Origin of the sequence: Enterobacter sichuanensis (assembly GCF_009036245.1) — a bacterium.
In the GTDB taxonomy this organism is placed as follows: Bacteria; Pseudomonadota; Gammaproteobacteria; order Enterobacterales; family Enterobacteriaceae; genus Enterobacter; species Enterobacter sichuanensis.
This window is the reverse complement of record NZ_CP027986.1, coordinates 672,804-688,492: the sequence shown is the minus strand read 5'-3', so window position 1 is coordinate 688,492 and position 15,689 is coordinate 672,804. Positions and strand designations below refer to the sequence as shown.

Annotated in this window: 11 protein-coding genes; 2 read left to right on the top strand and 9 right to left on the bottom strand. The window is 54.1% G+C overall.

The window, feature by feature from the left end:
• Positions 1 to 46 precede the first annotated feature (46 nt).
• Positions 47 to 2,968, top strand: a complete 2,922-nt coding sequence (locus C1N69_RS03290) for an autotransporter family protein (RefSeq protein WP_155030684.1) — start codon at positions 47 to 49, stop codon at positions 2,966 to 2,968.
• 48 nt (positions 2,969 to 3,016) lie between these two features.
• Here the strand turns inward: C1N69_RS03290 and C1N69_RS03285 are convergent, their stop codons facing one another.
• The 9 genes from C1N69_RS03285 to ribF form a co-directional block, all read right to left on the bottom strand.
• A complete protein-coding gene (locus C1N69_RS03285; RefSeq protein ID WP_025758026.1) occupies positions 3,017 to 3,250 on the bottom strand; it encodes a YgdI/YgdR family lipoprotein in 234 nt (77 codons plus the stop codon).
• Positions 3,251 to 3,389: 139 nt separating this feature from the next.
• Positions 3,390 to 6,614 carry a carbamoyl-phosphate synthase large subunit gene (gene carB, locus C1N69_RS03280; protein ID WP_025758027.1) on the bottom strand — a complete coding sequence of 1,075 codons (3,225 nt, stop codon included), beginning with the start codon at positions 6,612 to 6,614 and terminating at the stop codon, positions 3,390 to 3,392.
• Positions 6,615 to 6,632: 18 nt separating this feature from the next.
• Positions 6,633 to 7,781, bottom strand: coding sequence for a glutamine-hydrolyzing carbamoyl-phosphate synthase small subunit (gene carA / locus C1N69_RS03275; protein ID WP_025758028.1), 1,149 nt, complete (start codon positions 7,779 to 7,781; stop codon positions 6,633 to 6,635).
• A gap of 454 nt (positions 7,782 to 8,235) precedes the next feature.
• Entirely contained in the window at positions 8,236 to 9,057 is an 822-nt protein-coding gene (gene dapB, locus C1N69_RS03270; RefSeq protein ID WP_094917895.1) for a 4-hydroxy-tetrahydrodipicolinate reductase, read from the bottom strand.
• 205 nt (positions 9,058 to 9,262) lie between these two features.
• Entirely contained in the window at positions 9,263 to 10,213 is a 951-nt protein-coding gene (gene ispH / locus C1N69_RS03265; protein ID WP_025758030.1) for a 4-hydroxy-3-methylbut-2-enyl diphosphate reductase, read from the bottom strand.
• Position 10,214: 1 nt separating this feature from the next.
• The gene (gene fkpB, locus C1N69_RS03260) at positions 10,215 to 10,664 is read right to left on the bottom strand and encodes an FKBP-type peptidyl-prolyl cis-trans isomerase (RefSeq protein WP_047957727.1); all 450 of its coding nucleotides are present in this window, start codon (positions 10,662 to 10,664) and stop codon (positions 10,215 to 10,217) included.
• 117 nt (positions 10,665 to 10,781) lie between these two features.
• Positions 10,782 to 11,282 carry a signal peptidase II gene (gene lspA / locus C1N69_RS03255; protein WP_025758031.1) on the bottom strand — a complete coding sequence of 167 codons (501 nt, stop codon included), beginning with the start codon at positions 11,280 to 11,282 and terminating at the stop codon, positions 10,782 to 10,784.
• Positions 11,282 to 14,098, bottom strand: a complete 2,817-nt coding sequence (gene ileS / locus C1N69_RS03250) for an isoleucine--tRNA ligase (RefSeq protein WP_155030683.1) — start codon at positions 14,096 to 14,098, stop codon at positions 11,282 to 11,284. The genes lspA and ileS overlap by 1 nt, the downstream gene beginning before the upstream one ends.
• A 45-nt stretch (positions 14,099 to 14,143) precedes the next feature.
• A complete protein-coding gene (ribF, locus tag C1N69_RS03245; protein WP_025758033.1) occupies positions 14,144 to 15,070 on the bottom strand; it encodes a bifunctional riboflavin kinase/FAD synthetase in 927 nt (308 codons plus the stop codon).
• A 327-nt stretch (positions 15,071 to 15,397) separates the two neighbouring features.
• On the opposite strand from ribF, the gene rpsT reads away from it, so the two are divergent.
• Entirely contained in the window at positions 15,398 to 15,661 is a 264-nt protein-coding gene (gene rpsT / locus C1N69_RS03230) for a 30S ribosomal protein S20 (protein WP_003856458.1), read from the top strand.
• Positions 15,662 to 15,689 lie beyond the last annotated feature (28 nt).

Genomic DNA, 15,689 nt, shown 5'->3' with positions numbered 1-15,689 from the left:
AAGATACTTCTTTGTTCTTCAACTTTCATTTTAAATGGATGTGAATATGAGTGACAAACACCACATATTAAACAGGACAACCCAATTGCTGGGAAAGTTATTTCCCGTCCTGTTAGTTTTTACGCCAATAATAAACCATGCAGCAACCATTGATCAGTCGACTTCTGTCCCGCAAGATTTTTCCTCAGAATCTGAATATATCATTAATAAAAACGTCACGATTTCCTCTCTTGATAATGTTGCCGCAGTAACTGTTTCTGGTATGGACGTTACCTCTGTCACCAATAAAGGAAAAATCACCGCAAAAGCGGACGGACTTGATATTAATACTAACGCACAGCGTGTTGTGATTAACAACGAGGAGGGGGCAACTATTTCCTCAACAACCGCAAACGCAGTAAACATTCAATCCATGCAGGGCGAACTCAATAACAAAGGAAGTATCATTGGTTTTGAAAATGGTATTTATATTGATGAAGAGTCCTCAGCAGTAAATATTTCAAACAGCGCAACAGGCCTTATTGAAGGCAAGACGGGTATGCTGGTGAACATCGGCACGCCCATTAATAACGAGGGTTCTATCAAAGGCACTCAAAATGATGGAATTGCCCTAAGTGACGGAAACTCGAAAATTATCAATAGTGGTATTATTGATGGTTATCAGAATGGTATTAACGTCATGGGCTCATCCAAAATTGAGATCATTAATACAGGTTCAATTGGCGGCGGTAGTACTGCAATCCTGTTCGCCAGCAACAAAAATAATACACTGACGCTTAACACAGGATCGTCACTGTCAGGTGATGTCATTTCTACCCTTTCAAAAGGGAACATCCTAAGGCTGGTGGGAACCGGCGCCGAGGACAGCAATTTTATTGGGCTAAACGAAGGTGATGGTTTCGCTTCTCTTGCTATGGACGGGGAAGACTGGACGCTCACTGGTGATGTCGACATTATCGGCACGGGTGATTCACTGCAGGTCAATAGCGGCACTCTGACCCTGGCCGGAACCGTCGCAAATGCGGGGAACACGCTGGTCGCTGAAAATGCGGTTCTGCAGTTGGGTAATGGCGAAAGCGTCGCAAACCTGAGTGGAGGGCTCACGAATAACGGCTCGGTTATCTTCAACCAGGGCGATAATTTCACCTTCACCACTAACATGACCGGCAGCGGGAGTGTTGAAAAAAGGGATTCGCATACGCTGACGTTGACCGGTAACAACAGCTATAGCGGTGATACTACCCTGTATAGCGGCACCACGCTGGTCGCGTCCGGTGCGACCCTGGGCGTTGAAAACAGTCATGCCACGGTGACCGTGCAGAGCGGAGCCAGGTTTGCCACGGCCGGGACGGTATACGATAACATCACTATTCTTAGCGGCGGCACGCTGGCTGCATGGAATGCCATTCAGGGCAACCCGACATTGCGCAACTCGGGCGCGGATACCATCAACGGCAACGTGACCAACAGCGGTACGCTTTTACTGAGCGCAGCGGATAATTCAGTCGGCAATGACTTTACCATCAATGGAGATTATACCGGCACTGCGGGGAGCCAAATCGTATTGAACAGCACGCTGGGCGCGGATGATGCACCTACCGATCATCTTACGATTACGGGCAGCAGCTTTGGGCAGTCAGGCGTTACTGTCTCCAATATGGGTGGGTTAGGCGCTCAAACGGTCAATGGCATGGAAATTGTCAGCGTGAGTGGAAGCTCTGAAGCTCAACTGACGCTTGCTAAACCCGTCGTTGCCGGCGCGTGGGAATATAATCTTTATCAACACAGTAATGGCAACTGGTATCTGGAATCGAAGGCTTCACCCTCCGACGATCCGGCTGACGATCCCGATAACGGAGATAACGGAGATAACGGAGATAACGGTGGCAATGGTGACAACGGCGACAACGGTGACAACGGCGGTAACGGAGACAACGGCGACAACGGCGACAACGGTGACAACGGCGGCAATGGTGACAATGGTGACAATGGCGGTAACGGAGACAACGGCGGTAATGGCAGCAACAATAACCCTGAAGTCATGGCTCCGGAAGTCGGCGCATATTTAGGCAACTACCTTGCTGCTCAAAGCATGTTCCTCCACAAGCGCGACGATCGCGATCAAATCACCTTCCGCAATGAAGATAACCTCAATACCTGGATGTACGTTAAGGGCCGCTATCATGAAAACGACGCAGGTGGCGACAGAGTCAATTATGACACCACCACTACCGTGCTTCAGATAGGCAGCGATTTCATGAGCAAGCCACTGGATAACGGTATCCTGCGAGCGGGCGGCATGTTTGGTGCGGGTCAGGCAAAAACCCACTCGGAGGCCAGACACAATGTGCGTGATGCGCAGGGTAAAGTCGACGGCTTCAATGCAGGTTTATACGCCACCTGGCAGGAAGATCAGAACTTACGCCTTGGCAGCTACATTGATACCTGGGCCGCCTATAGCTGGTACAACAATAAAGTGACCAGCAACCGTAATGACGAAGATTACAACAGTGAAGGTTTCGCTGCCTCTGTCGAAGTGGGTCATGCGTGGGTGATTAATTCAGAAAATGAGCGCACCTGGAAAATCGAACCTCAGGCGCAGATCGTTTACAGCTACCTTGATCAGGAAAACCATACCGACCGTGACGGCGTCCGGGTGACAACCCTGGACAACGACGGTCTGTTTGGTCGTCTGGGCGTCAAATCAAGCTACTTCCAGCAGAAGGATGTCAAAGCCTGGCAGCCGTACGTTGCCGTGAACTGGCTGAAAGGCGTGGGTCAAAACGATCTGGCGTTTAACGGTGAAACTGTCAGCAACGACACGCCGGAAGACCGTGGCCAGCTAGAGCTGGGCGTTACCGGGAATTTGAACGAGACTACCACCGTTTCTCTGCGGGCCAGCGGCGAATGGGGTGAAAACAGCTTTGCTGCCTATGGCGGTCATATCCTGTTGAACCACCGCTGGTAAGCGTTCCTGAAAGGCTAAAAGCCGTGGCAGATGCCACGGCTTTTTTTATTAGTTATCCAGCTCGCCCATGGATTTCACCTGGTCACGGTTAATCTGCTCGGTTTGACCGGTTTCGGCGTTTTTATACGACACCAGACCGGTATCGTCATCCACCTGCGGTTTGCCGTCGGTGACAATGGTTTTGCCATCGGTCGTTTTTACAGCCTGGTTGGATGAACAGCCCGCAACGGTGAACAATGTTGTGGCAGACAGAAGAGACGCGATCAGTAATTTATTTTGCATGGTGTTTTCCCCTGCTCTCAGTTGAATTTCGTTATCGACCTAACAATTTTAGGCTAACTGACTGAATGCGGATGGAAAACCAGAAGGTTCTGAAGAGAGGGAGAGTGCCCGGCAACGCTACGCCGCCGGGCATATGAACTTACTTGTTAATCTGCGCGTGCATTTCCTGAACCGAAATCACCTTCTCGGTGGCATCCGCATTCAGCGCCATGGCCGTCGCGAAACCGCCGTTCAGGGTGGTGTCGTAGTGCACTTTATACTGCAGCGCGCTGCGGCGAATCAGCTTGGAGTCTTCAATCGCCTGGCGGCCCGCAGTGGTGTTGATGATGTAGGTATATTCGCCATTCTTGATGCGATCCTGAATGTGCGGACGACCTTCATGCACCTTGTTCACCAGACGCGGGTTAATACCGGCTTCACCCAGCACAATCGCCGTACCGTGAGTGGCATCCAGCTCGAAGCCCTGCTTAAGCAGCTTGGCAGCCAGGTCAACCACGCGCTCTTTATCGCCTTCGCGAACGGAGAGCAGCGCACGGCCAGATTTCTTCATGGTGGAGTTACTGCCCAGCTGCGCCTTCGCGAATGCTTCAGCAAAGGTGCGGCCCACGCCCATCACTTCCCCGGTAGAGCGCATCTCTGGCCCTAACAGCGGGTCAACGCCCGGGAATTTGTTGAATGGCAGAACCACTTCTTTCACCGAGTAGTACGGCGGAATGATCTCTTTGGTTACGCCCTGCTGAGCCAGCGTCTGGCCCGCCATCACGCGTGCCGCCACTTTCGCCAGCGGAATACCCGTGGCTTTGGAGACAAACGGGACGGTACGCGCCGCACGCGGGTTCACTTCAATCAGGTAAACTTCGTTGTCTTTCACCGCAAACTGAACGTTCATCAGACCACGAACCTGCAGTTCGAAGGCCAGCTTCTGTACCTGCTGGCGCATCACGTCCTGAATTTCCTGACTCAGGGTGTACGCTGGCAGAGAACAGGCAGAGTCACCGGAGTGTACGCCCGCCTGCTCGATGTGCTCCATGATGCCGCCAATCAGCACCATTTCGCCATCGCAGATGGCGTCAACGTCCACTTCTACCGCATCGTCGAGGAAGCGGTCGAGCAGGACGGGAGCATCGTTGGAGACGCTCACCGCCGTCTGGAAGTAGCGACGCAGGTCTGCTTCGTCATAGACGATTTCCATCGCGCGGCCGCCCAGTACGTAGGAAGGACGTACCACCAGCGGATAGCCAATCTCTTTCGCCTTCTCAACAGCCTGTTCAATGGCCGTTACGGTGGCGTTCGCCGGCTGCTTCAGCTTCAGACGATCAACCGCCTGCTGGAAACGCTCGCGGTCTTCCGCACGGTCAATCGCGTCCGGGCTGGTACCGATAACCGGTACGCCAGCGGCTTCCAGGGCACGCGCCAGCTTCAGTGGGGTCTGGCCACCGTACTGCACGATAACGCCTTTTGGCTTCTCGATACGCACGATTTCCAGCACGTCTTCCAGGGTAACGGGCTCGAAGTAGAGGCGATCAGAAGTGTCATAGTCGGTAGAGACCGTTTCCGGGTTACAGTTGACCATGATGGTCTCATAACCGTCTTCGCGCAGCGCCAGCGAAGCGTGCACGCAGCAGTAGTCGAACTCGATGCCCTGGCCGATACGGTTTGGACCACCGCCCAGCACCATAATCTTGTCACGGTCAACGGACGGGTTCGCTTCGCACTCGTCTTCATAGGTGGAGTACATGTACGCGGTGTCGGTCGAGAATTCCGCCGCACAGGTATCCACTCGCTTGTAGACCGGATGCAGGTCATACTGATCACGCAGCTTGCGGATTTCCGCTTCACGTACGCCCGCCAGTTTCGCCAGGCGCGCATCGGCGAAGCCTTTACGCTTCAGCATGCGCAGGAAGTCCGCATCCAGACCGTTAATACCCAGCTCTGCTACTTTCTCTTCGAGACGTACCAGCTCTTCAATCTGCACCAGGAACCAGCGGTCAATGTTGGTCAGGTTGAATACGCCGTCGACGGAGAGGCCTGCACGGAAGGCATCGGCGATGTACCAGATACGCTCAGCGCCCGCGTCTTTCAGCTCGCGGCGGATTTTGGTCAGTGCTTCCGGGTCGTCCAGGCTCACTTTCGGATCGAAACCGGTCGCACCCACTTCCAGGCCGCGCAGCGCTTTCTGCAGGGACTCCTGCTGCGTGCGGCCAATCGCCATCACTTCACCGACAGATTTCATCTGAGTGGTCAGACGGTCGTTCGCGCCGGCGAATTTCTCGAAGTTGAAGCGAGGAATTTTGGTTACAACGTAGTCGATGGACGGTTCGAAGGACGCAGGCGTGCGGCCACCGGTGATGTCGTTCATCAGCTCGTCAAGGGTATACCCCACCGCCAGCTTCGCTGCTACTTTGGCAATCGGGAAGCCGGTCGCTTTGGAGGCCAGCGCGGAAGAACGGGACACGCGCGGGTTCATTTCGATAACGATCAGACGGCCGGTTTTCGGGTTCACCGAGAACTGCACGTTTGAGCCGCCGGTTTCCACGCCGATTTCACGCAGTACCGCCATCGAGGCGTTACGCATGATCTGATACTCTTTATCGGTCAGCGTCTGGGCTGGCGCAACGGTGATGGAGTCACCGGTGTGGATCCCCATCGCATCGAAGTTTTCGATGGAGCAGACGATGATGCAGTTGTCGTTTTTATCACGCACCACTTCCATCTCGTACTCTTTCCAGCCAATCAGCGATTCATCAATCAGCAGCTCTTTGGTTGGAGAGAGATCCAGACCGCGTTCGCAAATCTCTTCGAACTCTTCGCGGTTGTAGGCGATACCGCCGCCGGTGCCACCCATGGTGAAGGATGGACGGATGATGCACGGATAACCCACTTCAGCCGCGACGGCCAGCGCCTCTTCCATATTGTGAGCAATACCGGAACGCGCGGTGTCGAGGCCGATTTTCTTCATCGCCACGTCGAAACGGCGACGATCTTCGGCTTTATCAATCGCGTCGGCGGTCGCGCCAATCATGGTTACACCGAACTCGGCCAGCACGCCCTGACGCTCCAGCTCCAGCGCACAGTTCAGCGCCGTCTGGCCACCCATGGTTGGCAGCACCGCATCCGGGCGCTCTTTTTCAATAATTTTACGTACCACTTCCCAGTGAATCGGCTCGATGTAGGTTGCATCCGCCATTTCCGGGTCGGTCATGATGGTGGCCGGGTTCGAGTTCACCAGGATAACGCGGTAACCCTCTTCTCGCAGGGCTTTACACGCCTGCGCACCGGAGTAGTCGAATTCACAGGCCTGGCCGATGACGATCGGGCCAGCGCCAAGGATCAGGATGCTTTTTATGTCTGTACGTTTTGGCATTGTCTTCTCGGCTCCTGATTATTTAGCGGTCTTACGGTATTGCTCGATAAGTTCGATGAAGTGATCGAACAGCGGCGCGGCATCGTGTGGGCCCGGACTGGCTTCCGGGTGGCCCTGGAAGCTGAACGCTGGCTTATCGGTGCGATGGATACCCTGCAGGGTGCCATCGAACAGTGACTTATGAGTCACGCGCAGGTTAGCCGGCATCGACGCTTCATCGACGGCGAAACCGTGGTTCTGAGCGGTAATCATCACCGTGTTGTTATCAATGTCTTTCACCGGGTGGTTACCACCGTGGTGACCGAACTTCATCTTGATGGTGTTCGCACCGCTCGCCAGCGCCAGCAGCTGATGGCCGAGGCAGATACCGAATACCGGGATGTCTGTCTCCAGGAAGGACTTGATGGCATTGATGGCGTAGTCACAAGGTGCCGGGTCGCCAGGGCCGTTAGAGAGGAAGATGCCGTCCGGATTCATTTTCAGCACCTCTTCAGCGGACGTTTTCGCCGGCACCACCGTCAGGCGGCAGCCGCGGTCAACCAGCATGCGCAGGATGTTGCGCTTGGCGCCGAAATCGTAAGCCACCACGTGGAACGGCAGCTCGCTCTCTTTTTTCGCTTCCGGCAGGTCGCCTTCGAGCGTCCAGCTCCCCTGCGTCCAGCTGTAGGCTTCAGCTGTGGTCACTTCTTTTGCCAGGTCCATGCCGTTCAGGCCCGGGAAGGCTTTCGCTTTTTCCAGCGCCAGAGCCGCATCCAGGTTATCCCCTGCGATGATGCAGCCGTTTTGTGCACCCTTCTCGCGCAGCAGACGCGTTAACTTACGGGTATCAATATCGGCAATCGCCACGATGTTATGGCGCTTCAGGTAAGAAGAGAGGTCTTCAGTGTTGCGGAAGTTGCTGGCAATCAGCGGCAGGTCACGAATGACCAGACCTTGCGCATGTACCTGAGAGGACTCTTCGTCAGCCGCATTGGTGCCGACATTGCCGATATGAGGATAAGTAAGAGTAACGATTTGGCGAGAATAGGAAGGATCAGTGAGGATTTCTTGATAACCGGTCATTGAAGTATTGAAAACGACTTCCCCAACCGCCGAACCCGTTGCCCCTATGGCCCGACCGATAAACTGGGTTCCGTCTTCCAGAACCAATAGCGCTGACTTAATCAAAACACCCTCCAGAGAATATTCACTCACTTTATTTGCATATTAATTCATAACCATGTCATGGATCAATGCAAATGTGTTGCCAGCGGATTTTTGGCAAACGGCGGCATTCTGGAGATTTGGTCGGTAAAAGTCAACTTAAAACGGATATTTTGTTTACTCTTTTGCAGGCCTGAAAGGCGGAATGCAGCTTAAGCGACAAAAAGATCAGGTAAATCACTGCAGAAAACGCTTGCGCGGCTGGTTTAATAAAAAACCGCGAGATGGAACATGATAAAGTGGACCAAATGGTCAAAATTTACATTTTAGTAACGAAAAATCAGAAGAATAGACAGATTTTTAGAGCCTTAAGGAAGAAAACGTAATGTACAGGCAAAAATAAAAGGGCAATAAAATATTGCCCTATGCAATCAATGAATTACGACTGCAATAACCACATCACGATGGGTAATAACATTTACAAATTATTGAGATCCAGGACATCTCTCATATCAAAAAGTCCCTTCTCTTTGTTTTTTAGCCACAAAGCGGAGCGTACGGCACCATTGGCGAACGTCATTCGGCTGGAAGCTTTATGCGTGATTTCTACACGTTCGCCAATATCGGCGAACATCGCGGTGTGTTCGCCGACGATGTCACCCGCACGGACCGTGGCGAAGCCAATCGTGCCAGGCACGCGTTCACCGGTGTGACCTTCGCGGGTATAGACCGCGCAGTCTTTTAAATCTTTATCGAGTGCATGGGCAATCGCTTCACCCATCGCCAGCGCCGTGCCTGATGGCGCATCCACTTTGTAGCGGTGGTGAGCTTCAACGATCTCAATGTCGGTGTAGTCACCCATGACTTTCGCAGCCTTCTCCAGCAGCTTAAGCATGACATTAACGCCCACGCTAAAGTTTGCGGCGAAGACAATCGCAATCTCTTTTGATGCATCCTGGATAGCCTGCTTACCCGCATCGTCAAAACCGGTGGTGCCGATCACCATCCCTTTGCCGTGCTGACGGCAAAACGCCAGATGCGTGAGCGTCCCTTCCGGGCGGGTAAAATCGATAAAGACATCGAAGTCCTCTTTTACCGCATCCAGACTGCTCTGTACGGTGACGCCCGTCCTGCCCGCGCCCGCCAGCTCGCCAGCATCGGTCCCCAGAAGCGATGAACCGTCACGCTCCAGCGCTGCGCCAAGGGCGACACCCTCCATCTGAAGTGCCGCCTGAATCAACTGACGACCCATACGTCCACCCGCGCCCGCAATGGCGACACGGATCTGTGCATCATGCATAGTTATTCTCTTACGTTAAAATGATGTAAACCGTTTTCAGATTAACCAGCCTTTCTGAGCACTGCCAACTGAAAACACCAATAATTAGAATTTAACGTGAAACCGACTTAAATATCAGTAAAAGACATGATTTTGTCGTCACGATAAAGTAACGGGTAAAAAAAAGGCCAGCACAGGAGGTGCTGGCCTTTCATCAGAAAAGGGATTATTCGACTTCCCGGGCATCGATTCTCAGTTCTTTCGGGACTTCAAAAACAATGTTCTCTTCACGTCCTTCCAGCGGCACCGCTTCGCCACCGCCCAGCTCCTGCAGACGGGCAATGACGTTCTGTACCAGAATATCCGGCGCAGATGCGCCGGCCGTCACGCCGACACAGGTCGCGTTTTTAACCCACGCTTCCTGAATATCCGTCGCGTCATCAATCAGGAAAGCCGTTTTCCCCATCCGTTGCGCCAGTTCGGCCAGGCGGTTGGAGTTAGAGGAGTTTTTCGAGCCGACCACCAGCACCACATCCGCCTGTTCAGCCAGGGCACGCACCGCTTCCTGACGGTTCGTGGTCGCGTAGCAGATGTCATCCTTACGCGGACCGACGATCTTCGGGAAACGCTGGCGCAGGGCGTCAATCACGTCAGAGGTATCGTCTACAGAGAGTGTTGTCTGGGTCATGAACGACAGACGGGCTTCATTTTTCACGTTCAGCGTAAGCACATCTTCTGGCGATTCAACCAGATACATGCCCCCTTCCGGGTTACTGTACTGGCCCATGGTGCCTTCGACTTCCGGGTGACCCGCATGGCCAATCAGAATCGACTCTTCACCACGACGGCTGGCACGTGCCACTTCCATATGCACTTTCGTAACCAACGGACAGGTGGCGTCAAACACCGTCAAATCGCGGCTTTTCGCTTCGTTACGTACCGCCTGAGAGACACCATGCGCAGAGAAAATCAGGATGGCACCGTCCGGCACTTCGCTGATCTGCTCGATAAATATAGCACCGCGCTCGCGCAGACTATCGACCACGTAGCGGTTGTGCACCACTTCGTGACGCACGTAAATCGGCGCGCCGTAAATCTCCAGCGCGTTTTCAACAATGCTGATAGCGCGGTCTACACCGGCGCAGAAGCCGCGCGGGTTAGCCAACAGGATCTGCATTTCAGGCCTCCAGTACCGGATCAATCTCCAGCACTTCAATATCAAAATGGACAGTGCGCCCGGCAAGCGGATGGTTGAAATCAACGGTAACAGAGTCGCCGTTGATTTCGCGGATCACGCCAGGCATTTCGCTGCCGTCCATAGCGGTAAAGAGCATAATCGCCCCGATTTCAGGTTCCCCCGCGTCCATAAACTCACGACGGGAGAAGTACTGGATCAGATCCGGGCTTGGCACGCCAAACGCCGCATCCGGCTCAAGCGAAAAGGCTTTTTTCTCCCCCTCTTTAAGGCCCAGAAGCTGCTGTTCAAGTCCTTCAGACAGGGAGGTATCGCCAAGACGAAACAGGGCCGGTTTGCCATTATTGCGGGTGGATTCAGCCGTGGAGCCGTCATCCAGTTTCAGCGTGAAGTGAACGAGAACCGCGCTGTTGCTCTGTACGGATTTAGACATGCACATTGCTCTTTATGTTGTCTCACCTGTGTGCCGGGTGGCGCTTCGCTTACCCGGCCTACAAGTGTCGGCATATTCGGTAGGCCGGGATCGCTACGCGTCACCCGGCTGGTTTTGTTACGCCTGCTCTTTCGCGGTCGGTTTCGGTAAGAAACCTTCCAGCACGATTAACGCCGCACCGATACAAATTGCGCTGTCGGCGAGGTTAAAGGTCGCGAAGTGCCAGTCGCCGACGTAGAAGTCGATCATATCGACCACAAAGCCGTGCCACAGGCGGTCAAACAGGTTACCTAACGCGCCGCCAATAATCAGCGCGTAGGCGATGTTGTTCAGCTTTTGCGTCGCTTTCGAACGGTACATCAGCAGCGTTAGCACCACACAGATACCGATTGCAATACCTGCAAAGAACCAGCGCTGCCAGCCACCGCTGTCAGCAAGGAAACTAAACGCCGCACCATAGTTACGTGCGTAGTGCAGGTTAAGCGACGGGAACAGCGAAACCGTATCCCCCAGAGCAAAATTCTGGAGGATCAGGAATTTGCTGCCCAGATCAATAATCAGCACCACCACAACCAGCCACAGCCAGCGCAGTCCTGTTGAACAGAGAGTTTTACTCATCAGGCAAACTTACGTTTTTCGCCGTCACCGGCGACGTTGCTTACACAGCGTCCGCAGATGTCTGCGTGTTCCGCCACCTGGCCAACATCGGTAGTGTAATGCCAGCAACGCGGGCATTTCTCACCGTCGGCTTTGCTCAGCGCGACTTTCAGTCCCTTGAGCAGTTCGCTCTGCTGAGCATCAGCAGTAGCTTCGGCATAATCCGCAACTTGCGCGCCTGAGGTCAACAGGACAAATCGCAATTCATCGCCCAGCGCCGTCAGTTTCGCCGCCAGCTCAGGTTCGGCGTACAGGGTCACTGCCGCTTCCAGAGAGCCACCGACTTTCTTGTCAGCACGCGCCTGCTCAATCACCTTGTTCACTTCACCACGCACTTTCAGCAGATCGTCCCAGAAGGCATCGTTCATCGCTTCGGTGCTGGAGAGGTCGAACAGACCTTCGTACCACTCGCCGGTGAAGACATACTTCTCACGGTCGCCTGGCAGATAACCCCAGATTTCATCCGCGGTGAAGGACATGATCGGCGCCATCCAGCGCACCAGCGCTTCTGCGATGTGGAACAACGCGGTCTGGCAGCTACGACGCGCCACGCTGTCCGCTTTCGCGGTGTACTGACGGTCTTTGATGATGTCGAGGTAGAACGAACCCATCTCGATGGAGCAGAAGCGCATCAGACGCTGCACCACTTCATGGAAGTCGTAAGATTCATAGGCTTTCAGGATATCGTCCTGCGCCGCTTTCGCGCAGCCTACCGCCCAGCGGTCCAGCACCACCATCTCTTCCGGTTTCACCATGTCTTTAGCCGGATCAAACCCGTTCAGGTTCGCCAGCAGGAAGCGCGCGGTGTTACGGATACGACGATAGCTGTCTGCGGCACGTTTCAGGATCTCGTCAGACACCGCCATTTCGCCGGTGTAGTCGGTGGAAGCCACCCACAGACGCAGAATGTCTGCGCCCAGCTTGTTCATCACATCCTGCGGAGACACGGTGTTGCCGATAGATTTGGACATCTTACGGCCCTGACCATCCACGGTGAAGCCGTGGGTGAGTACCTGACGGTAAGGCGCTTTTCCTTTCATGGCGGTGGAGATCATCAGGGATGACATGAACCAGCCACGGTGTTGGTCAGAACCTTCCAGATACATATCGGCGGCGTGACCGGCAAACTCAGGACGCACGTCAACCACGGAAGAGTGAGTGGATCCGGAGTCGAACCATACATCCAGGGTATCCGGCACTTTCTCGTAGTTGTCGGCGTCAGCGCCCAGGATGTCGCGGGCGTCGAGGTCCCACCATGCCTGAATGCCGTCAACTTCGACGCGCTTCGCCACTTCTTCCATCAGTTCCAGGGTGTTCGGATGCAGTTCCTGCGTCTCTTTATGCACGAACAGCGACATCGGCACGCCCCAGGTACGCTGACGGGAGATACACCAGTCAGGGCGGTTAGCAACCATGGATTCGATACGCGCCTGGCCCCAGTCTGGGATCCACTGCACGCCTTTGATCTCTTTCAGAGACTGCGCGCGCAGGCCTTTCTGATCCATGCTGATGAACCATTGTGGGGTCGCACGGAAGATGATCGGCGTCTTGTGACGCCAGCAGCACGGATAGCTGTGCTGCATTTTCTCAACGTGCAGCAGCGCGCCGCTGGTGCGCAGCATATCAACGATAATGTCGTTAGCTTTAAAGACGTTGATACCGTCCAGCGCCGGGTAAGTGCCAGGCAGGTAAGAACCATCCGGGCCCACCGGGTTAGCGATTTCCAGACCGTATTTCAGGCTGATGTTGTAGTCGTCAGGACCGTGGCCACCGGCGGTATGGACCGCACCGGTACCGGCTTCCAGCGTGACGTGGTCGCCCAGGATCGCTGGCACATCAAAGTCCAGGAACGGGTGTTTAAAACGCATCAGCTCAAGCGCGTCGCCTTTCACGGTGCCCAGCACGGTGTAGTCGGTGATATTCGCGCGTTTCAGCACGCTCTCGACCAGATCTTTTGCCAGGATAACCGCCTGACCGTCAACCTGCACCAGCGCGTAGTCAAACTCACCGGACAGGGAGATCGCACGGTTTGCTGGCAGGGTCCACGGGGTAGTGGTCCAGATCACCAGTGAGATCGGGCCATTAACGGAGGAGACGCCAAATTTGGCTTTCACCGCATCCTGATCAACGGCGTGGAACGCCACGTCGATAGACGGAGAGGTTTTGTCGTAATACTCCACTTCCGCTTCTGCCAGCGCAGAACGGCAATCCACACACCAGTGTACAGGCTTAGCGCCTTTGTGCAGGTGGCCATTACCGATGATTTTGCCCAGCGCACGGATGATGTTGGCTTCGGTTTTGAAGTCCATGGTCAGGTAGGGGTGCGACCAGTCGCCCAGCACGCCCAGACGGATGAAATCCGTGCGCTGACCTTCAACCTGCGTAGCGGCGTATTCGCGGCATTTTGCACGGAACTCAGCGGCGGTGAATTTCTCACCTGGCTTACCGAATTCCTGCTCCACTTTCAGTTCGATTGGCAGACCGTGGCAGTCCCAGCCCGGAACGTATGGCGAGTCATATCCCGCGAGGCCTTTCGACTTCACGATAATGTCTTTCAGAATCTTGTTAACCGAGTGACCAATATGAATGCTGCCATTCGCATAGGGAGGGCCATCATGCAGAATGAAGGTTTTTTTGCCTTTTTTGGCTGCACGAATGATGCCGTACAGGTCATCATCAGTCCAACGCGCCAGCATTCCCGGTTCACGCTTGGCGAGATCGCCGCGCATCGGGAACCCTGTTTCCGGCAAATTCAGGGTTGATTTATAGTCACTCATCAGATTCTCGGTTCCGTATTTATCACGTAGGCAGTTAAGCCGGTTCTAAAGCCCAAAAAACTCGCGGGCCGTCAATTCATCTCGCGCAATTTGCGCTTTGAGTTCATCCAGCGAACCAAATCGCTGCTCGTTGCGTATTTTTTTACGCAGTATCACATCTATATGGCGACCATAAAGGTCCATTACAACGTCCAGCAGGTGCACTTCTAGCTGTTGACGCACACCGGCGACGGTCGGACGCGTGCCAATGTTGGCGACACCGTAAAACGGCTTATCGCCCAGTCCTGCCACTTCCACCGCATAGACCCCTTTGACCGGGGAAACCTGACGGCGTAGCGGTATATTCGCCGTCGGGAAACCAATGGTGCGGCCGAGAGCATCGCCATGGACGACGCGACCGGAAATAGTGAACGGATGCCCAAGCAGGGTTTCTGCCGTCCCCAGTTCATCATCGGCCAGCGCCTGACGTACCGCCGTGCTGCTGACGCGAACGCCGCCTTCACAGAAGGTCATCGCACTGGTGACGTCAAAACCGTACTCCAGACCAGCCTTCTGTAATAGCAAGAAATCGCCCTGACGACCAGCGCCAAAGCGGAAATCATCCCCCACGGCCAGAAACTGCACGCCAAGACGTTCAACCAGCAGGTCGCTGACGAAATTTTGTGCTGTCAGCGCGGCAAAGCGACGATCGAAACGTACGCACAAAACGTAGTCCACGCCGGACTCGGCCAGATAGCGCAACTTTTCGCGCAGGCGAGTGAGACGGGCGGGAGATTTATCGCCCGCAAACAGCTCCAGCGGCTGTGGTTCGAAAATCATCACTACTACGGGCAGGCCACGGGCCTCCCCTTCTTTACGCAATCCCTGCAACAGCGCCTGATGACCACGATGCACGCCGTCGAAATTACCAATGGTCAGCACGCACCCGTGCGGTGCTCTGCTGAGATTATGTATGCCGCGTATCAGCTTCATGTCTGGCTCAAAACAGTGAAAATCGCCAAAGTATACCTTGTACAGCGGTCAAGGTTAACCGGCGATTGTTCGCGCAAAACAGAAAGCCGTAATGATTTCATCAGGCTGACCTTTCACAGCGAAAAAATCTGCTCCTGAACTGCGATTTTTATGCCGAAAGGCTGTATTCAGGGAAGACAAGCTGGTAGAATCCTGCGCCATCACTACGTAACGTAGCGTCGCTAATTAACGGCGCTTATTTGCACAAATCCATTGACAAAAGAAGGCAAAGAGGGCATATTCCTCGGCCTTTGAATTGTCCACATAGATCATATTTGGGAGTTGGACTTGGCTAATATCAAATCAGCTAAGAAACGTGCCGTTCAGTCTGAAAAGGCTCGTAAGCACAACGCAAGCCGTCGCTCTATGATGCGTACTTTCATCAAGAAAGTATACGCAGCAATCGAAGCTGGCGACAAAGCTGCAGCGCAGAACGCATTTAACGAAATGCAACCAATCGTGGATCGTCAGGCTGCTAAAGGTCTGATCCACAAAAACAAAGCAGCGCGTCATAAAGCAAACCTGACCGCGCAGATCAACAAACTGGCTTAATTGCCGCTTGTTGTTGCTTGTTTAAAGA